General features: G+C 73.1%; 3 protein-coding genes and 2 pseudogenes. All 5 read right to left on the bottom strand.

Features of this window, described 5'->3' with window-relative positions; all coding sequences use genetic code 11:
- Positions 1 to 28: 28 nt before the first annotated feature.
- Entirely contained in the window at positions 29 to 1,207 is a 1,179-nt protein-coding gene (locus HNR67_RS16200; protein ID WP_185003002.1) for a cytochrome P450 family protein, read from the bottom strand.
- Complete coding sequence (locus HNR67_RS16195) at positions 1,207 to 1,977, bottom strand: thioesterase II family protein (RefSeq protein ID WP_185003000.1); 771 nt, start codon at positions 1,975 to 1,977, stop codon at positions 1,207 to 1,209. Before HNR67_RS16195 ends, HNR67_RS16200 begins: the two co-directional genes overlap by 1 nt.
- Positions 1,978 to 1,991: 14 nt before the next feature.
- Positions 1,992 to 5,954: pseudogene (locus HNR67_RS16190) on the bottom strand (type I polyketide synthase); the annotation flags it as partial.
- A 32-nt stretch (positions 5,955 to 5,986) separates the two neighbouring features.
- Positions 5,987 to 15,871 carry a type I polyketide synthase gene (locus HNR67_RS16185; protein WP_407645178.1) on the bottom strand — a complete coding sequence of 3,295 codons (9,885 nt, stop codon included), beginning with the start codon at positions 15,869 to 15,871 and terminating at the stop codon, positions 5,987 to 5,989.
- 77 nt (positions 15,872 to 15,948) lie between these two features.
- Positions 15,949 to 21,054, bottom strand: a pseudogene (locus HNR67_RS16180) (type I polyketide synthase); the annotation flags it as partial.
- Positions 21,055 to 21,092: the final 38 nt, after the last annotated feature.

Raw genomic sequence — 21,092 nt, 5'->3', positions numbered from 1 at the left:
GGGGTACGAGAACGGCCAACACGAGGGGTCAGGCGGTGACGGGGAGGGTTAGGGGGCCGCGGAGGACCGGGGAGCGCCTGCGGCGTACCAGTTTTCCGGTTTGGCGGAGTCGGGGCGTGTGCTCCGCGAGCACGCGTAGCGCGGTCTCGGCGTGTACCCGCAGCAGTGGGGCGAGGAGTCCACTGTGGAATCCGCCGGTGAAGGCGAGTGGGGTGGGGCCGGGGTTGCGGGTCAGCTCGAACTCGTCGGCGTCGGCGTAGAGTTCCGGATCCCGGCCTGCCGCACCGGAAAGCACCACGAGCTGGCTGTCCTTGGGGATCTCGGTGCCCGCGAACTCCATGTCGGACAACGCGACCCGGGTGTGCAGCTGGACCGGGGCGTCGTAGCGCAGGGTTTCCGCGATGGCGTCGGCGGCCAGGCCGGGGTCGCCGACCAGTTTCGCCCACTGTTCGGGACGGGCCAGCAGTGCGGCGACCGCGTTGACCACCAGGGTGGTGCCGATCTCGACCCCGGCGGTGGCGGTGATCACCGCGGCGTGCCGGGCCTCGGGCACGGTGCAACCCATGTCGGACAACAGCCTGGTCACGTTGGCCAGTGCGGCCAGCAGGGCCCTGGTCGGGCCGAGCGGCTGCGGGCAGACCAGCGAGTCCAGGGTGGGTCGCAGGTCGGCGCAGAGGCCGGCGAAGTGCGCGCGGTCGGGGTCGGGGATGCCGAGCAGGTCGGCGGTGAGATCGACGGCCAGTGGCGCGGCGAAGTCGGTGACCAGGTCGAACTGTCCACTGTGGCCGGAGATGCGATCCTCGGCGAGGCGGCGGACGTGGGGTTCGTGGATGTGCACGGCCTGCTCGCTGAGCAGGTTCGCGGCCCGCTCGGTGATCCGGGCGTGTTCGGCGGCGCCCAGGCCGAGGAAGGTCTCGTCCAGGGACAGCACCTGCGGCGCCGGCGGTTCGCCGTCGGCCTTGCGCAGGCCCAGTCGCGGGTCGGTGAGGATGGTGCGGCCCAGGTCGTGGTCGGCGGTGACGTACGCGCCGAGCAGGCTCTGGTGCAGCACGCCACGTTCGCGGACCATGGCGTGGAAAGGGGTGGGGTCGTCGGCCTGGGCGCGCAGGATGAGCGCGTACGGGTCGCCGGTGGTGCCGAAGTGCCACTGGAGCCCACGGGTCATCTGCAGGTGCAGGCCCAGTTGGCTCGGCGTGCGGTCGGACATCACGCCTCCTTGGCGCAGAAGGAGATGAGCTGGTCGGAGATCTCGTTGACGACGTCCGACTGGTGGTGGTTGAGGTAGAAGTGGCCGCCGGAGAGGGTGCGCAGCGCGAACTCGTCGCGGGTGTGCTCACTCCAGGTGGTGGCCTCGTCGAAGGTGACCCTCGGGTCGCTTTCGCCGACGATCGCGGTGATCGGGCAGGACAGCGGAACCCCGCCCTGCCACCGGTAGGTCTCCGCGGCCTTGTAGTCGCTGCGGATCGCGGGCAGCACCATGCGCAGCAGTTCCTCATCGCCGAGCAACGCGGAGTCGGTGCCGGAGAGGCGTTGCAGCTCGGCCACGATGCCGTCGTCGCTCTGCTGGTGCACGCGTTCGTCCCGGTGCCGGGACGGGGCGCGGCGGCCGGAGGCGAACAGCGCGGCCGGCCGGAAGTCGAACTCCTGTTCCAGGATGGTGGCGACCTCGAAGGCGATGCTCGCGCCCATGCTGTGCCCGAACAGCGCCAATGGCTTGTCGGTCCAGGCGAGCAGGGGTTTGACGATCTCCCTGGCGAACTCCTGCACGTTCTCGATCCGCGGGTCGGCGCGCCGGTCCTGCCGTCCCGGGTACTGCACGGCCAGCACCTCGATGGAGGGGGTGAGCGCGGCGGAGAACGGGTAGAAGAAGCTCGCGGAGCCCCCGGCGTGCGGGAAGCAGGCCAGCCGGACCTTGCTGTCCTCGACCGGGTGGAATCGGCGCAGCCAGAGGCCGTTGTCGCCGGTGTCTGCTGTCATCGTGGTTCCTGTTCCTACTTCGCTTGTCCGGCGACGGTGGCGGATTCGGCGAGCCAGTCCACAATGGACTGAGCGGTGGCCTGGGCGTGGTGCTGGGTCATGGTGAAGTGGTTGCCGGGCACATCGGCCGCGGTGTGCGGGAACGGCCAGTGCGAACGCCAGTCGCCGGCACCGGTCCACTCCCCCATCGGTTCGCTGGCGCGCACCAGCAGGGTGGGCACGGCCAGTTCGGTCGGCTGCCACCCGGCGAGGTGGCGGTAGTAGGCGCCCATGGCGGTGAGCCGGGTGTCGTCGGCGGGCACGTAGTCGCCCTGGTTGCCGAGCATCCATTCGGTCATCTCGCGCTGCCACTGGCCGATCGGGCCGTTGTGGTCAGGTTCGTAGAGGTCGAGCAGCACCAGTCCGGCCGGCGGGTGCCCGATCCCGGTCAGGTGCGCGGCGAGCTGGTGGGCCAGGATGGCGCCCGCGGAGTGTCCGATGAGGACGAACGGGCGGCCGTCGGCCTGGGCCAGCACGGCGTCGGCCTGGAGCCGGAGGGCGGCGGTCAGCGTGGTGGGCAGCGGTTCGCCGTCGAGGTAGCCGGGCAGTGGCAGCGCGGCCATCGGGTACTGGCCGCGCAGGGCGGTGGCCAGGCGGGCGAACTCGTGCGGGCCGGAGATGGCCGCGGTGCCACTGCATCCGATGAGCACCGGGCCCTCGCCCTCGGCGGACAGGCGGATGGGGCGGGTGAGGTCGGTGCGGTCACTGGTCTCGTCGAAGCTCGGCCGGAATCCGGCGGTGTCGGCCAGCAGGTCCATGAACTGGGTGATCCGTCCACTTCGGACGGACTCCTGGTAGAGGTTGGCCAGCGTGCTGGGCTTGTCCGCCGGGGCCTCCGCGGTGCCGAGGCGGTCACGCAGGTGGGCGGCGAGTTCGGCCGGGGTGGGGTGCTGGAGCAGCAGGCCGGGGGCGAGCTGGACGCCGGTGGCGCCGGTCAGGCGGTTGCGCAGTTCGACGGCGGTGAGCGAGTCGAAGCCGGATTCCAGGAAGGCGCGGTCGATGTCGACGTCCTCGGCGCTCGCGTGCCCGAGCACGGCGGCGGCGTGGCCGCGGACCAGGTCGAGCAGGCGGCGCTGGGCCTCGGCCGGGTCGAGGGCGGCCAGGCGTTCGGCGAAGCCGGGTTCGGGGGTGGGCTGCGGCGCGGGTTCGGGCTTGGCGCGGCGTTGCGCGGCCAGACCGGGCAGCAACTCGGCCAGGGCGGTGAGGTCCTGGTTCTCCACCGCGGTCCAGAACTGCTCGTCGGCGGTGACGCCGGTGGCGGGTTCGAGCCAGTAGCGCTGGTGCTGGAAGGCGTAGGTGGGCAGCTCGACCGGCTTGCCGCCGGTGACCGCGGGTGCGAAGTCGACCGGCAGGCCGCGGGTCCAGGCTTCGGCGAGCGAGGTGAGCACCCGCTGCGGCCCACCCTCGTCACGGCGCAGCGAGCCGACGGTGACGGCGGGGATCTCGGCCCGGTCGGCGGTTTCCTGGATGCCGACCACGAGCACCGGGTGCGGGCTGACCTCGACGAAGCCGCGGTGCCCGGTGCCGAGCAGCCCGCGCACGGTCTCCTCGAACCGGACAGTCCGGCGCAGGTTGGTGTACCAGTACTCGGCGTCCAGGGCGGTGGTGTCGATCAGCCCGGCGGTGACGGTGGAGTGGAACGGGATCCGGGAGGGCTGCGGTGACAGTCCACTGAGGACGGTGAGCAGTTCCTCGCGGATCTCCTCGACGTGTGCGGAGTGCGAGGCGTAGTCCACCGGGATGCGGCGGGCCTTGACGTCGGTGTCCGCGCAGTCGGCGAAGAGTTCGTCCAGGGCGTCCGGGTCCCCGGCGACCACCACGGAGGAGGCCCCGTTGACCGCGGCCACCGAGATCCGCCCGTCCCACCGGGTCAGCCGCTCTTCCACCTCGGCGACCGGCAACGGCACGGACATCATCCCGCCCTTGCCCGCGAGCGCCCGGATCGCCTTGCTGCGCAACGCGACCACCTTGGCGGCGTCGCGGAGTGAGAGCGCGCCGGAGACGGCGGCGGCCGCGATCTCGCCCTGGGAGTGGCCGACCACTCCGGCCGGTTCGACGCCGTGCGACTGCCAGAGCGCGGCGAGGGAGACCATCACGGCCCAGAGTGCGGGCTGCACGATGTCGACCTGGTCGTAGTCGTTGTCGCGCAGGACGTCGAGGAGGTTCCAGTCGGTGAACTCGGCGAGCGCCTCGGCGCATTCGGTGATGCGGGCGGCGAAGACCGGGGAGGAGTCGAGGAGTTCGACGGCCATGCCCCGCCATTGGGAGCCCTGGCCGGGGAAGACGAAGACGACCTTGCCGGGGCGGGCGGTGCTGCCGCGGATGACGGTGGGGGTGATCTCGTCGGTGGCCAGGGCGGGCAGGGCGGTGGCGGGGTCGCCGAGCAGGACGGCTCGGTGCTCGAAGGCGGCGCGGGTGGTGAGGGTGTGCGCGAGGTCGAGCGGGGCGGGGGTGTGGGTGGCGAGGTGGTCGCGGAGGCGGGTGGCCTGGGCGCGGAGGGCGGCGGCGGTTTTGCCGGAGAGGAGGTAGGGCAACGCTTCCGGGGCTTCCGCAGCCGGAAGCTCTTCCGCCCCTGGAGCCTGTTCCAGGATCACGTGCGCGTTGGTGCCGCTCACGCCGAAGCTCGACACCCCGGCCCGGCGCACCTCCGCAGCCCACTCCTGGTTCTCGGTCAGCAGCGACACCGCGCCCACCGACCAGTCCACCTGCCGCGACGGCTCGTCCACGTGCAACGTCCTGGGCAGCACCCCGTGCCGCATGGCCATGACCATCTTGATCACGCCCGCGACGCCGGCGGCGGCCTGGGTGTGGCCGATGTTCGACTTCACCGAGCCCAGCCACAGCGGGGTTTCCCGGTCCTGGCCATAGGCGGCGAGTACCGCCTGGGCCTCGATCGGGTCGCCGAGGCGGGTGCCGGTGCCGTGCGCCTCGACCACGTCGACCTGGGCCGGGGTGAGGCGGGCGTCGGCCAGGGCGGCGCGGATGACGCGTTGCTGGGACGGGCCGTTCGGTGCGGTGAGGCCGCTGGAGGCGCCGTCCTGGTTGACGGCGCTGCCCTTGAGCACCGCGAGGATGGGGTGGCCGTTGCGTTGGGCGTCGGAGAGTTTCTCGACCAGGAGCAGGCCGACGCCTTCGCCCCAGCCGGTGCCGTCGGCGGCGTCGGCGAAGGCCTTGCAGCGGCCGTCGGTGGCCAGGCCGCGCTGGCGGCTGAACTCGACGAAGATCTGCGGGGTGGCCATGGTGGTCACACCGCCGGCCAGGGCCAGGGTGCATTCGCCCTTGCGGAGTGCTTGTGCGGCAAGGTGCAGCGCGACCAGTGAGGACGAGCAGGCGGTGTCGATGGTGAGGGCGGGGCCCTCCAGGCCGAGGGTGTAGGCGATGCGGCCGGAGGCGACGCTGCCGGAGTTGCCGGTGCCGAGGTAGCCCTCGACGCCCTCGGGGACCTCGTGCATCCGCGCGGCGTAGTCGTTGTAGATCACGCCGGCGAACACGCCGGTTTTGCTGCCGCGCAAGGTGGTCGGGTCGATGCCCGCCCGTTCGAAGGCTTCCCAGGAGGTTTCCAGCAGCAGGCGTTGCTGGGGGTCCATGGCCAGGGCTTCGCGCGGGGAGATGCCGAAGAAGGCCGGGTCGAACTCGGCGACGCCGTCCAGGAACGCGCCGTGGCCGGTGTAGGTGCGGCCGGTGGCGGACGGGTCGTCGTCGAGCAGGTCGGGCCAGCCGCGGTCGGCCGGGAACCCGGTGACGGCGTCCCCGCCCGCGGCCAGCAGGTCCCACAGTTGCTCAGGCGAGCCGATGCCACCGGGGTAGCGGCAGCTCATGCCGATGATGGCGATCGGCTCCCGCTCGGCCTCGCGGACCTCGGCCAGTTCCTGCCGGGTCTGCCGCAGATCGGCGGTCACCTGCTTGAGGAAGTGCCTGAGCTTGTCCTCATTGGACACTGTGGTTCCCTTCTCCCCAGTTCCGGAATCCCTTAGGAGATCCCGAACTCCTTGCCAATGAGGTCGAACAGGTCGTCGTCGGTCGCGGTCTCCAGGTCCTCGGCCGCCCTCGCGCCGTTGGCCTCGGTCCACCGGTCCAGCAAGGACTTCAGCCGGAGGGTGATGCGTGCGCGGGACTCCTCGTCCGGGGCGATCCCGGACAGGTCGTCGGGCACGATCACCGACAGGCTGGCCTCCAGCCGGTCCAGTTCGGCCAGCAGCGGGCTGCCACCCGCCGGGGCCGTGTCCTGGGGCACGGTGTCGTCAAGGTGCGCGGCCAGTGCTTCCGGAGTCGGGTGGTCGAAGACCAGCGTCGCGGCCAATCGCAGGCCGGTGGCCGCGTTCAGCCGGTTCCGCAGCTCGACCGCGGTGAGCGAGTCGAACCCGAGTTCCAGGAAGCCCTTGCTCTCCTCCACCGCTTCCGGCGAGGAGTGGCCCAGCACCGCGGCAACCTGCCCGCGGACCAGGTCCAGCAGCACCTCGCGCCGCTGGGCGCCGGTGCGGCCGTGCAGTCGCTGCGTGAGCGCCGTGGCGTCCGGGGCCGCGCCGGTCGCCGTTCGACGACCGGGCTTGCGGACGAGCCCGCGCAGCAGGGCGGGCACCTCGGCCTGTGCCCGCAGCGCCGTGGTGTCCAACCTGATGGGCACCAGCACCGCCGATTCCACTGTGCTGGCCGCGTCCAGCAGTGCCAACCCCTGTTCTGAAGACAGGGGTGCCATGCCCGCCCTGGCCAGCCGCCCCAGTTCGGCCTCGTCCAGGTGGCCGGTCATGCCGCTGGTCTGCGCCCACAGGCCCCAGGCCAGGGACACGGCGGGTTTGCCCTGCTCACGGCGGTAGGCGGCGAGTCCGTCCAGGAAGGCGTTGGCCGCGGCGTAGTTGCCCTGGCCTGCGCCGCCGAAGGTGCTGGCGGCGCTGGAGAACAGGACGAACTCGGACACCTCGCCGGTGAGTTCGTGCAGGTTGACCGCTGCGTCGACCTTGGGCCGCAGCACCTTGGCCAGCCGGTCCGGGGTGAGCGCGGCGAGCACGCCGTCGTCGAGCACCCCTGCCGCGTGCACCACGATCGACAGGGGTTGATCAAGGGTGTCCAGCAGTGCGGCCAGGGCATCCCGGTCGGCGGCGTCGCAGGCCTCGATCCGGACCCGGGCGCCGAGTGCGGTCAGCTCGTCCCGCAGCTCGGCGGCGCCGGGGGCGGCCGGGCCGCTGCGGCTGGTGAGCACCAGGTCGCGTACGCCACGGCTGGTGACCAGGTGCCGGGCGACCAGTGCACCCAGGGTGCCGGTACCGCCGGTGACCAGCGCGGATCCACTCTCTACCGACCGGTCGGTAGAGACGTTGGGGACGCGGGCCAGGCGGGGTGCGGTGAGCTTGCCCTGGCGGATGGCCAGCTGCGGTTCGCCGGTCTGCGCGGCGGCGGCGAGCTGGCGGGCGGAGGCGTCCTGGTCGTCGAGGTCGATGAGCAGGAACCGGCCGGGCTCCTCGGCCTGGGCCGAGCGGACCAGGCCCCAGACCGCGGACCCGGCCGGATCGGTGACCTGTCCGGCCGCGCCCTGGGTCACCAGGACCAGCCGGGAGTGCGCGAACCGCTCCCCCGCGAGCCACCCCTGTACCGCCTCAAGAGCGATAAGGGTGGCGGTGTGCGCGGCCTTGGCCAGTGGTCCGTCCACTGTGGGCAGTGGCAGGAATACCAGCTCGGGCACCTCGGTCAGTTCTGCCAGCGTGGCATGGGTGTCCACCCGGACGCCCGCGGTACGCAGGCCGGCGGCGACGCCGAGGGCCTCGCCGATGACCGCGGCCCGGCCCAGCGGGGTGCCGGGGACGGGCACGGTGGCCCAGTCGAACTGGAACAGCGAGTCGTGGTGGCCGCCGCCGAGGGCGTCCGCGGACAGCGCCCGCAGCACCAGCGAGTCGACCGTGGCGACCGGGTTGCCCGCGGGGTCGGTGACCGCGAGCGCGATGCCGTCACCGTCCACCTTGGACAGTCGGACCCGCAGGCTGGTGGCGCCGATGGCGTGCAGGCTGACCCCGGTCCAGGCGAACGGGAGGCGGGCCTGGTCGGCGCTGAAGAAGCCGCCGAGGCCGATGGCCTGCACGGCAGCGTCCAGCAGGGCCGGGTGCAGCGCGAAGCCGGTGTCCTGGTGGTCCTCGGGCAGGGTGACCTCGGCGAAGACCTCGCCGCCCTTGGTCCAGGCGGTGCGCAGGCCCTGGAAGCTGGGGCCGTAGTCGTAGCCCGCCTCGCTGAGCCGGTCGTAGAGACCTTCCAGGGCAACGGGTTCGGCGCCGGCCGGCGGCCAGGCGCCGACCGCGACCGGGGTGCCGAGGCCGGGCAGCAGGGCGCCGGTGGCGTGCAGCTGCCAGGGCTCGTCCGCACCGGTCTGGGAGTGCACGGTCAGGGTGCGGGCGCCGGTCGGTTCGGGTGCGCCGACGGTGAGGTGCAGGTTGACCGCGCCGTCCTCGGGCAGCACCAGCGGGGCGGCCAGGGTGAGTTCCTCCACCCGGTCGCAACCGGCGGCCGCGGCGGCGTGCAGGGCGAGTTCGACGAAGGCGGTGCCGGGCAGCAGGATCGAGCCGAGCACCGCGTGGTCGGCCAGCCAGGGGTGGGTGCGCACCGAGATCCTGCCGGTGAACAGCAGTTCCTCGCTGCCGGGGCGGGTGATCGCGGCGCCGAGCAGCGGGTGTTCGGCGGCGGTGAGGCCGAGTTCGGCGGCGTCGGATCCGGTGCCGCGCGGGGTGTCCAGCCAGTAGCGCTCGCGCTGGAAGGCGTAGGTGGGCAGGTCGATCCGCCGGGCGCCGGTGAGCACCTGGCCGAAGTCGACCGGCAGTCCGCGCACGGCGGCCTCGCCGAGGGAGAGCAGGAACCGGCCGAGGCCGCCCTCCTCGCGCCGCAGCGAGCCGAGCGCGAGGGCGTTGCCGCCGGTCTCCTCCAGGGTTTCCTGCAGGCCGACCAGGAGCACCGGGTGCGGGCTGGCCTCGACGAAGTAGCGGTAGCCCTGTTCGGCGAGCGAGCGGGTGACCTCGGCGAACCGGACGGTCTGGCGCAGGTTGGTGTACCAGTACTCGGCGTCCAGCGCGACGGTGTCGATCAGCTCACCGGTGACGGTGGAGTGGAACGGGATGTCGGAGCTGCGCGGCCGGATGGGAGCCAGCACACGCAGGATCTCGTCCCGGATCTCCTCGACGTAGGCGGAGTGCGAGGCGTAGTCCACCGGGATCTTGCGGGCCCGGATGTTCGCGGTCTCGCACTCGGCGAACAACTCGTCGAGGGCGTCCGGCTCGCCTGCCACGACCACCGAGGAGGGGCCGTTGATGGCGGCGACCGAGATGCGGCCGTCCCAGCGGGTCAGCCGGTCCTCGACCTCGGCGACCGGCAGCGGCAAGGACATCATGCCGCCCTTGCCAGCCAGCGCCCGGATTGCCTGACTGCGCAACGCGACCACCCGGGCAGCGTCCTGAAGGGACAGTGCGCCGGAGACCGCGGCGGCGGCGATCTCGCCCTGGGAGTGGCCGACGACCACCGAGGGTTCGACGCCGAAGCCGCGCCAGAGGGCGGCGAGGGAGACCATGACCGCCCACAGCGCGGGCTGCACCACGTCGACCCGGTCGAAGCCGGGGCCGTTGCCGCGCAACACCTCCAGGAGGTCCCAGTCGGTGAACTCGGCCAGGGCCTGGGCGCAGTCGGTGAGGCGGTCGGCGAAGACCTGGTTGGTCTCGAACAGCTCCACGGCCATGCCGAGCCACTGGGAGCCCTGGCCGGGGAAGACGAAGGCGACCTGCTCCCCCGCCGCGGCCACGCCGGTGGTGAGGCCGGGCCACGGTTCACCGTTGGCGAGCGCGTCCAGGCCGGTGCTCAGTTCGGCGGTGTCGGCGGCCACCAGCAGGGCGCGCTGGTCGAAGCCGCCGCGGGTGTTGAGCAGGGAGTGCGCCAGGTCGGGCAGGTGGGTCTGCGGGTGGGCCGCCAGGTGCGCGGCGAGCGCGCGGGCCTGGCCCCGCAGGGCTTCGGGGGTGCGGGCGGTGAGCCGCACCGGCACCGGGGTGTCCACAGTGGAGGCTTCGACCGGCTCCTCGGCTGGAGCCGCTTCGATGATGACGTGTGCGTTGGTGCCGCTGATGCCGAAGCTGGACACGGCCGCCCGGCGCACACCCTCGGGCCAGGGCTGGGCCTCGGTGAGCAGCGAGACGGATCCGGCGGACCAGTCGATCTGCGGGCTGGGCGCGTCGATGTGCAGGGTCTTGGGCAGCAGGCCGTGCCGCATGGCCAGCACGGTCTTCATCACGCCCGCGACCCCGGCGGCGGCCTGGGTGTGCCCGATGTTGGACTTCAGCGAGCCCAGCCACAGCGGGGTTTCCCGGTCCTGCCCGTAGGTCGCGATCAGCGCCTGCGCCTCGATCGGGTCGCCGAGGGTGGTGCCGGTGCCGTGCGCCTCGACCAGGTCGACGTCCGAAGTGGACAGTCCGGCGTTGGCGAGGGCCTGGCGGATGACGCGTTGCTGGGACGGGCCGTTGGGGGCGGTGAGGCCGTTGCTGGCGCCGTCCTGGTTGACCGCGCTGCCCTTGACGATGGCCAGCACCGGGTGCCCGTTGCGGCGGGCGTCGGAGAGGCGCTCGACCAGCAGCATGCCAACGCCCTCGGCCAGGGCGAAGCCGTCCGCGGCGGCGGCGAAGGCCTTGGAGCGGCCGTCGCGGGCCAGGCCGTTCTGGCGGCTGAACTCGAAGAACATGTCCGGGGTGGACATGATCGTCACGCCACCGGCCAGGGCGAGGGAGCATTCGCCGTTGCGCAGGGACTGGACCGCCCAGTGCAGCGCGACCAGCGAGGAGGAGCAGGCCGTGTCGACGGTGACCGCCGGGCCTTCCAGGCCGAAGGTGTAGGAGACCCGGCCGGAGAGCACGCTGGCGCCGTTGCCGGTGGCCAGGTAGCCGGAGAGGTTCTCCGGGGCGCCGGCCAGCAGCGGGGCGTAGTGCTGGCCGTTGGTCCCGGCGAACACCCCGGTCCGGCTGCCGCGCAACGAGTCAGGGTCGATGCCGGCGCGCTCGAAGGTCTCCCAGGAGGTTTCCAGCAGCAGGCGGTGCTGCGGGTCCATGGCCAGGGCCTCGCGCGGGGAGATACCGAAGAAGGCCGGGTCGAACTCGCTCGCGTCGTGCAGGAAGCCGCCGTGGCCGACGTAGCTGGAACCGGTGCGGCCGTTGGGGTCGATCAGCGCGCCGAGGTCCCAGCCGCGGTCGGTGGGGAACCCGGTGATGGCGTCGCCACCGGCCTCGATGAGCCGCCACAACGCTTCCGGGCTGGTGACGCCGCCGGGGAAGCGGCAGGCCATGCCGATGATGGCGATCGGCTCGTCGTCGGCGGCCGCGGTGTAGACGGGTCCGGCGATCTGGGCGGCGTGGCCGACGAGTTCACCGCGCAGGTGCTCGGCGAGCACGGTGGCGGTCGGGTAGTCGAAGACCAGGGTGGCCGGGAGCTTGAGGCCCGTGGCGGTGTTGAGGCGGTTGCGCAGGTCGACCGCGGTGAGTGAGTCGAAGCCGAGTTCGCGGAAGGCGCGGTTGACGTCGACGGCCTCCGGGGAGGCGTGCTCCAGGACCGCGGCGAGCTGGGTGCGGACCAGGTCGAGGACCAGCTTGGACTGGTCCACTTCGGACAGTCCGGTGAGGCGCTGCACCAGCGGGGAGGTTTCCACCGCGGCGGCGGGTTCGTCCTGGGTGAGGACCTGGGCTTCGGGGAGTTCGTCGAAGAGGTGGCTCGGGCGGGCCGCGGTGAAGCCGGGCACGAACCGGGCCCAGTCGATGTCGGCCACGGTGAGCACCGGCTCGTCGTGCTCGATGGCCTGGCGCAGTGCGGACAGCGCGAGTTCCGGGTCCATCGCGGTGACGCCGCGGCGGCGCAGGAACTCGCCGTAGCTGTCCTCGGTGGTGGTGTCGCCGCCATCCCACGGGCTCCACGCGATGGCGGTGCCGGGCAGGCCACGGCCGCGGCGGGCCTCGGCGAGCGCGTCCAGGTAGGCGGTGCCCGCGGCGTAGGCGGCCTGGTTGCCGCCACCCCAGATCCCGGCGACCGAGGAGCAGAACACCACGGTCTCGACCGAGTCGTCGAGCAGGGCGTCCAGGTGCGCGGCGGCCGCGGTTTTGGCGTTGACCACGGCGGCGAAGGAGGCCAGATCGGTCTCCGCCAAGGGGTTCAGCGGGACGACCGGCGGGGCGTGCACCACGGTGGCCGGGTTGTGCTCGGCCAGCACGGCACGCAGCGCGGCCCGGTCGCCGACCTCGCAGGCGGCCAGGGTGACCCGGGTGCCGTCGGCTTCCAGTCGGGCGCGCAGGGTTTCCGCGTTGTCGTCGTGGGTTCCGGCGAGCACCAGGTGCTCGATGCCGTTGCGGGACAGCCACTGCGCGACCAGCGAGCCGAGTGCGCCGGAGCCGTCGGTGACCAGTGCGGTGCCGGTGGGCTGCCAGTCGCGGACCGGGGCGGCCGAGCCGAGCGGGGCGTGGCCGAGGCGGCGGGCGAAGACCCCGGCCGCGCGGATGGCGACCTGGTCCTCGTCGGCCGCGGCGAGCACCGCGTGCAGGCGGGCGGCGGTGGTGGCGTCGAGGCGGTCGGGCAGGTCGACCAGGCCGCCCCAGCGCTCGGGGTGTTCCAGGGCGATGACCCGGCCGAGGCCCCAGACCTGGGCCTGGGTCGCGCTGCGGACGCGGTCGGTGGCCGAGGTGGAGATGGCGCCGCGGGTGGCGCACCACAGCGGTGCGGTGATCCCGGCGTCGCCGAGGGCCTGGGTGAGCACGACCGTGCCCGCGAGTCCGGCGGGCAGGGGGTGTTCGGCCAGGGGGGATTCGTCCAGGGCGAGCAGGGACAGCACCCCGGCGGGGGCGAAGTCCAGTGCGGTCAGGCGGTCCGCGAGGGTGGCGCGGTCCAGGGACCCGCCGATCTCCAGGACGTGCGCGCCGGGCAGCACGGTCTCGGTGTGGCCCTCGGGCTGGATGACCAGCCAGTCACCGGTGAGGGTGGCCGCGGGCGGGGTGACCGACCGCCATTCCACCCGGTACCGCCAACCGTCCACAGTGGACTGCTCGCGGCGCTGGCGGCGCCAGGCGGCCAGCACCGGCAGCACGCCGGTGAGGGTGTCGGCCTCCGCGCCGAGGGTGGCGGCCAGGGTGCCGAGGTCCTCGGTTTCCACCGCGGCCCAGAACTCGGCGTCGGCCTGGTCCGCGCTGTGCTCGACGACGGGGGCGCCGTCCTCCAGCCAGAACCGCTTGCGCTGGAAGGCGTAGGTGGGCAGGTCGAGGTGCGCGCTGCCGCCCCACAGGGTGTCCCAGCGCACGGGCAGGCCGCGGACCTGGCCCTCGGACAGGGAGGTCAGGAAGCGGTCCAGGCCACCCTCGTCACGACGCAGGGAGCCGACCGCGACGGCCTCCACGGTTTCCTGGATGCCGAAGGTGAGCACCGGGTGCGGGCTGGCCTCGACGAAGAACCGGAACCCCGCCTCGCCCAGCAGCCGGACGGTTTCCTCGAAGCGGACGGTCTGGCGCAGGTTGGTGTACCAGTACCCGGCGTCCAGGCCGGTGGTGTCGAACCGCTCGGCGAAAACCGTGGAGTAGAACGGGATCTCCGCGGCCTTCGGCTCCAGTCCACTGAGGACTTCGAGGAGTTCGGCGTGGATGGTCTCGACGTGCGCGGAGTGCGAGGCGTAGTCCACCGGGATCTTGCGCACCCGGATTTCCGCGGTCTCGCAGTCGATGAACAGCTCTTCCAGGGCGTCCGGGTCACCGGCGACCACCACGGAGGCACTGCCGTTGACCGCGGCGACCGAGATCCGGCCCTGCCAGCGGGTGAGCCGGGCCTCGACCTCGGCGACCGGCAGCGAGACCGACATCATGCCGCCCTTGCCGGCCAGGGCGCGGATCGCCTTGCTGCGCAGGGCGACCACCTTGGCCGCGTCCCGCAGCGACAGCGCGCCGGAGACGGCTGCGGCGGCGATCTCACCCTGGGAGTGGCCGATCACCGCGGCGGGCTCGACGCCGTTGGCCCGCCACAGCGCGGCGAGGGACACCATGACCGCCCACAGCGCGGGCTGCACGACGTCGACCTGGTCGAAGTCACCGCTGCGCAGGACGTCGAGGAGGTCCCAGTCGGTGAACTCGCGCAGGGCCTCGGCGCATTCGGTGAGGCGGGCGGCGAAGACCTGGGAGGTTTCCAGGAGTTCGACGGCCATGCCCTGCCACTGCGAACCCTGGCCGGGGAAGACGAAGACGACCTTGCCGGTGCCGATGCTCTCACCGGTGACCAGGTTCGCGGCGGGTGTGCCCGCGGACAGGGCGGTGAGGGCGCCGCGCAGGTCGGCGGGGTCGCGGGTGAGGGCGACGGCGCGGTGCTCGAAGGCACTGCGGCCCAGGGCCAAGGCGCGGCCGAGGTCGGCGAGCGGGAGGTCCGGGTTCCGGTCGAGGAAGCCGAGCAGGTTGGCGGCCTGGGCACGCAGGGCCTCGGGGCCGCGGGCGGACAGCGCGATCGGCAGCACCGCCGGAGCCGTTGCGGGCTCGACGGTTTCGGCCGCGGGGGCCTGTTCCAGGATGGTGTGCGCGTTGGTGCCGGAGACGCCGAAGCTGGACACGGCGGCGCGGCGCGGGCGGCCGGTCTCGGGCCACGGCTGGGGCTCGGTGAGCAGCGAGACGGCACCAGCGGACCAGTCGACGTGCGGGCTGGGCTCGTCCACGTGCAGGGTCTGCGGCAGCACCCCGTTGCGCAGGGCCATGACCATCTTGATGATGCCGCCGACGCCCGCGGCGGCCTGGGTGTGGCCCAGGTTGGACTTGAGCGAGCCGAGCCAGAGCGGCTGTTCGGCGGACTTCTCCTTGCCGTAGGTGGCGAGCAGGGCCTGGGCCTCGATCGGGTCGCCGAGCACGGTGCCGGTGCCGTGCGCCTCGACCGCGTCCACGTCCTCGGCGGTGAGCTGGGCGTTGGCCAGCGCGGCGCGGATCACCCGACGCTGGGACGGGCCGTTGGGGGCGGTGAGGCCGTTGGACGCGCCGTCCTGGTTGACCGCGCTGCCGCGCACCACCGCGAGGATCGGGTGGCCGTTGCGCTGCGCGTCGGAAAGGCGCTCCACCAGCAGCATGCCGACGCCCTCGGACCAGGAGGTGCCGTCCGCGGCCGCGGCGAAGGACTTCGAGCGGCCGTCGGGGGCGAGTCCGCGCTGGCGGGAGAACTCGACGAAGGCGCCGGGGGTGGACATGATCGCCACGCCACCGGCCAGCGCGAGGGTGCATTCGCCGTTGCGCAGGGACTGCACGGCCAGGTGCAGTGCCACCAGCGAGGAGGAGCAGGCGGTGTCGATGGTGACCGACGGCCCTTCCAGGCCAAGGGTGTAGGACACCCGGCCGGAGACCACGCTGCCGGAGTTGCCGGTGCTGAGGTAGCCCTCGACCCCGGCGGGCACGCTGTGCAGGCGGGCCGCGTAGTCGTGGTACATCAGGCCGGCGAACACACCGGTCTTGCTGCCGCGCACCGTGACCGGGTCGATGCCCGCGCGCTCGAAGGTCTCCCAGGCGGTCTCCAGCAGCAGGCGCTGCTGCGGGTCCATGGCCAGGGCCTCGCGTGGGGAGATGCCGAAGAAGCCGGGGTCGAACTCGTCGGCGGTGTGCAGGAACCCGCTCTCCCGCACGTAGGAGGTGCCGGGGTGTTCGGGGTCGGGGTGGTAGAGGCCGTTGAGGTCCCAGCCGCGGTTGGCCGGGAAGCCGGAGATGGCGTCGCCGCCGCTGTCCACCAGCCGCCACAGGTCCTCGGGCGAGCTGACCCCGCCGGGGTAGCGGCAGGCCATGCCGACGATCGCGATCGGCTCGCGGTCCTCGGCCTCCACCTCGTGCAGGCGCGCCTTGGTCTGCTGGAGGTCCGCGATGACCCGCTTCAGGTAGTCGCGGAGCTTGTCCTCAGTCGTCGGCGACATGCCGCCCCCTCAGTGTGTCTTGTCGGTGGTCAGTGGACGCCAAGCTCGGAGTCGACGAGGGCGAAGAGTTCGTCGTCGGTGGCCGAGTCGAGCTGGGCGGCGGGGGTCTGGTCGGGCATTTCGTCCACTGTGGACAGCAGCGCCCTGAGCTTCGCGATGGCTTCGGCGCGGGTGTCCCCGGTCAGTGCGGTCACGCTGGCCGCGAGGCGGTCCAGTTCGGCCAGCACCGGGGCGGTGGTCTGCTCGACCGGCAGCTCCTCCAGGAGGTAGCCGGCGAGTGCGACCGGGGTGGGGTAGTCGAAGACTAGGGTGGCGGGCAGCCGCAGGCCGGTGGCCGCGGTGAGCTGGTTGCGCAGTTCGACCGCGGTCAGCGAGTCGAAGCCCAGGTCCTGGAAGGCCCGGCTTTCCTGCACCGCACCCGCGGAGCCGTGGCCGAGTACGGCGGCGGCCTTGGCCCGCACCAGGTCGATGAGCGCGGTGGCCCGGTCGTCCAGGTCGAGTCCGGCCAGCCGCTGGCGCAGCGCGTCCGAGCCGGACTCGGTGGCCTTGCGCGGCTTGGGCTTGATCAGGCCGCGCAGCAGCGGCGGGATCTCCGCGCTGGTGGCCTTGGTGGACAGGCGCATCGGCACCAGCACCGGTTCGCCGGAGCCCAGGGCCGCGTCGAACAGCGCGAGACCGTCCGCTGTGGACAGTGCGTTGACGACGCCGCGGGTGAGCCGGGTGGTGTCCACGCCGTCGGCCATGCCCTGCGCCCACAGGCCCCAGGCCAGTGACACGGTGGGCCTGCCCTGGGCGGAACGCTTGCGGGCCAGGGTGTCCAGGACCGCGTTGGCGGCGGCGTAGTTGCCCTGGCCGGCGTTGCCGAAGGTGGCCGCGGCCGAGGAGAACAGCACCAGGGTGGTGTCCGGGCCGGTCAGCTCGTCCAGGTTGCGGGCGGCGTCCAGTTTGGGGCGCAGCACGGTGTCCAGGCGGGCGGGGGTGAGCGCGGTGAGCATGCCGTCGTCGAGCACGCCCGCGGTGTGCACCACGGCGTTGACCGGGTGCGCGGCGAGCAGGGCGGCCAGGGCCTCGCGGTCGGCGGCGTCGCAGGCGGCGACGATCACGTTGGCGCCCAGGCCGATCAGCTCGTCGCGGAGTTCGGTGGCGCCGGGGGCGTCAAGGCCGCGGCGGCTGGTGAGCACCAGGTCGCGGACGCCGTGCTCGGTGACCAGGTGGCGGGCGAACAGCGCGCCGAGGCTGCCGGTCGCGCCGGTCACCAGCACCGGGCCGTCGAGCTTGGCCGCGGTGCCGGTGGCGCGAGCCAGGCGTGGTGCGTAGATCTTGCCGTCGCGGATCCGGAGTTCGGGTTCGCCGGTGGCCACCGCGGCGCCGATCAGGGCCTGGTCGTCGGTGTCGACCAGGACGAACCGGCCCGGCTCCTCGGCCTGGGCGGCGCGGATCAGGCCGTGTACCGCGGCGGCGGCCAGGTCGGTGTCCGCGTTGGCGGTGACCACGATCAGCCGGTCCAGCGCGAGTTCCGGGTTGGCCAGGAAGTCCTGGGCGGCCTGGAGGATGTGCGCGGTGGCGGCCCGGACGTCGGACTCGGTGCTGTGCACCAGCACCGCGTCGGTCAGCTCGGCCTCCACTGTGGACAGTTCGGTCCAGTCAAGGCGGAACAGCGAGTCGTTGCTGTCCCTGGCGGTCTGGAGCGCTTCGGCGGAGACCGGGCGCAGCACCAGCGAGCCGATCGAGGCGACCGGGTTGCCCGCGGTGTCGGACAGGGTGAGCGAGACGGCGTCGGCGGCGACCGGGGTGAGGCGGACGCGGACGGTGGAGGCGCCGGGCTGGTGCAGGCTGACGTCGTTCCACAGGAACGGCAGCCGGGCCTGGCCGGTGTCGGCGATCAGGGTGCCCAGGCCGACCGCGTGCAGTGCGGCGTCCAGCAGGGCCGGGTGCACGCCGAACGCGGCGCCGTCGTTGTCGGGCAGGGTGACCTCGGCGAGCACGTCGGTGCCGTGCTGCCAGGCGGCCTTGAGGCCCTGGAAGGTGGGGCCGTAGTCATAGCCCCATTCGGCGACCCGGTCGTAGAGCCCGGAGACGTCCACCGGGACGGCGTCAGCGGGCGGCCACGCGCCTTCCGGCTTGGCGGGTGCGGAGTCGGTGGCGAGCAGGCCGCTGGCGTGCCGCAGCCAGCTGTCGCCGGTGCGGGAGTGCAGGGTCAGGCCGCGGCGGCCGGTCTCGTCCAGGGCGGTGACCGCGAGCTGGAGCTGGACCGCGCCGTCGGCGGGCAGCACCACCGGGGCCTCGATGGTCAGTTCGGCCACGGTGTCCGCGCCGAGCTGGCGGCCCGCGTGCAGGGCCAGGTCGACGAAGGCGGTGCCGGGCAACAGGACCGTGTCCAGCACGGTGTGGTCGGCCAGCCAGGGGTGGGTGCGCAGGGAGAGGCTGCCGGTGAACACGAACCCGTCGCTGCCGGGCAGTGGCAGGGCCGCGCCGAGCAGCGGGTGCTCGGCGGTGGTCAGGCCGAGTGCGGCGGCGTCGGCGGGGGCCGCGCCGTCCAGCCAGTAGTGCTGCCGCTGGAACGGGTAGCCGGGCAGGTCGATCCGGCCGCCACCGGCCACAGTGGACAGATCCACCTCGACGCCGCGGACCAGGGCCTCGGCCAGGCCGGTGAGCAGGGCCTCGGGTTCGGCGCGGTCCTTGCGCAGCAGCGGTAGGAAGGCCGCGTCCAGGGTTTCCTGACCCAGTGCGGACAACACGCCGCCGGGGCCGATCTCCAGGAAGGTGACCACCTCGTCCTCGGCCAGGCAGCGCAGTGCGTCGGCGAAGCGCACCGATTCGCGCACGTGCCGCACCCAGTACTCCGGGCTGGTCAGTTCGGCCGAGACCGGCAGGCCGGTGAGCGTGGAGACCAGCGGGATCACCGGGGTGGCGAAGGAGATCGTCTCGGCGACCGCGCGGAAGTCGGCGAGCATGCCGTCCATCAGCGGGGAGTGGAAGGCGTGGCTGACCTGGAGCCGCCGGGTCTTGCGGCCCTGGGCGGCGAACTCGGCGGCCAGCGCGAGCACGGCGGACTCGGTCCCGGAAATGACCACCGAGTCCGGACCGTTGATCGCGGCGATGGCCACCTCGTCCGTCGCCCGGACCTCGTCCTCCCTGGCCTGCACGGCGACCATCGCGCCACCGGCGGGCAGCGCCTGCATCAACCGGCCGCGCGCGGCGACCAGCCTGGCGGCGTCGGGGAGGGAGAACACGCCCGCGATGTGCGCGGCGGCCAGCTCGCCGATGGAGTGGCCTGCCACGACATCGGGGGTGACGCCGAAGGATTCGACCAGGCGGTACAGCGCGACCTCGATGGCGAACAGGGCGGGCTGGGTGTAGCCGGTCTGGTGCAGGTCCTCGGTGTCGAGGACCTCGCCCAGCGGGCGGTCCAGGTGCCGGTCCAGTTCGGTGCAGACCGCGTCGAATGCCTCGGCGAAGACCGGGAACTTCGCGGCCAGCTCGCGGCCCATGCCCAGGCGCTGGGAACCCTGGCCGGAGAACAGGAACGCGGTGCGGCCCTCGGTCACCGTGCCCTGGATCAGGCCGGGGGCGGTGTCACCGGTGGCGAGGGCGTCCAGGGCGGTGCGCAGGGTGTCGCGGGTGTCGGCGAGCACGAGGGCGCGGTGGCTGAGCTTGGCGCGCGCGGTGAGCGTCGAGTAGGCCAGGTCGGACAGGGGCGCGTCCACCTGGCGGAGGGCGGTGGCCTGGGCGCGCAGGGCGTCGAGGCCCTTGGCGGAGAGCAGGATCGGGGCCACGTCGAGGATCGGGGTGCCCGGGGTGCCTGGTTCGGCGGCGGGGGCCTGTTCCAGGATGACGTGCGCGTTGGTGCCGCTCACGCCGAAGCTGGACACCGCGGCCCGGCGCACGCCCTCGGGCCAGGGCTGTTCCTCGGTGAGCAGTGCGACCGACCCGGCCGACCAGTCCACGTGCGGGCTCGGCTCGTCCACGTGCAGGGTGCGCGGCAGCACACCGTGGTTGAGCGCGAGGACCATCTTGATGACGCCCGCGATGCCGGAGGCGGCCTGGGTGTGGCCGATGTTGGACTTGAGGGATCCCAGCCACAGCGGGGTTTCCCGGTCCTGCCCGTAGGTGGCGAGCAGGGCCTGCGCCTCGATCGGGTCGCCGAGGGTGGTGCCGGTGCCGTGCGCCTCGACCACGTCGACGTCCGAAGTGGACAGTCGGGCGTTGGCCAGTGCGGCGCGGATGACGCGCTGCTGGGCCGGGCCGCTGGGGGCGGTGAGGCCGTTGGAGGCGCCGTCCTGGTTGATCGCGCTGCCGCGCACCACCGCGAGGATGCGGTGACCGAGGCGCTGGGCGTCGGCGAGGCGGGCGACCAGCAGCACGCCGACGCCCTCGCCCCAGCCGACGCCGTCGGCGGTGGAGGAGAAGGACTTGCACCGGCCGTCGGGCGCCAGGCCGCTCTGCCGGGAGAACTCGGTGAACGCGCCGGGGGTGGCCATCACCGCGACGCCGCCGACCAGGGCCAGTTCGCATTCCCCGGTGCGCAGCGACTGCGCGGCCAGGTGCAGGGCGACCAGCGAGGAGGAGCACGCCGTGTCGATGGTGACCGCGGGACCGGACAGGCCGAGGGTGTAGGCGATGCGGCCGGAGGCGACCGCGGTGGCGCCGCCGGTGAGGAAGTAGCCCTCCGAGCCGGTGCCCGCCTGCTGGAGACCAACGCCGTAGCCCTGGCCGGAGACCCCGGCGAACACGCCGACCGGCTTGCCGTGCAACGCGGTCGGGTCGATGCCCGCGTGCTCGATCGCGGTCCAGGACGCCTCCAGCAGCAGCCGCTGCTGCGGGTCCATCGCGGCCGCTTCCCGAGGGGAGATGCCGAAGAAGTCGGCGTCGAACTCGGTGGCGTCGTAGAGGAATCCGGCCTCGGTGGCCTGCGGGCCGGTGGCGTCCGCGTCGTAGATGGTGGCCGGGTCCCAGCCGCGGTTGGTCGGCAGGTCGCCGACCGCGTCCACGCCGCCGGTGACCAGGCGCCACAGTGCTTCGGGGTTGTCCGCGCCGCCGGGCAGGCGGCAGCTCAGGCCGATGATGGCCAGGGGTTCGCGGGTGGCGGCGTCGAGCTGCTTGTTGTGCTGCCGCAGGCGTTCGGTCTCCTTGAGCGAGGCGCGCAGGGCCTCGACGACCTTGTCGGTCGGGG

Origin of the sequence: Crossiella cryophila (assembly GCF_014204915.1) — a bacterium.
GTDB classification, from domain to species: domain Bacteria; phylum Actinomycetota; class Actinomycetes; order Mycobacteriales; family Pseudonocardiaceae; genus Crossiella; species Crossiella cryophila.
This window is presented reverse-complemented; position numbering and strand designations above follow the sequence as displayed.

Coding starts and splice junctions, on each gene's coding strand:
- HNR67_RS16200 (WP_185003002.1), bottom strand. CDS start 1,207: ATGTCCGACCGCACGCCGAGCCAACTGGGCCTGCACCTGCAGATGACC.
- HNR67_RS16195 (WP_185003000.1), bottom strand. CDS start 1,977: ATGACAGCAGACACCGGCGACAACGGCCTCTGGCTGCGCCGATTCCAC.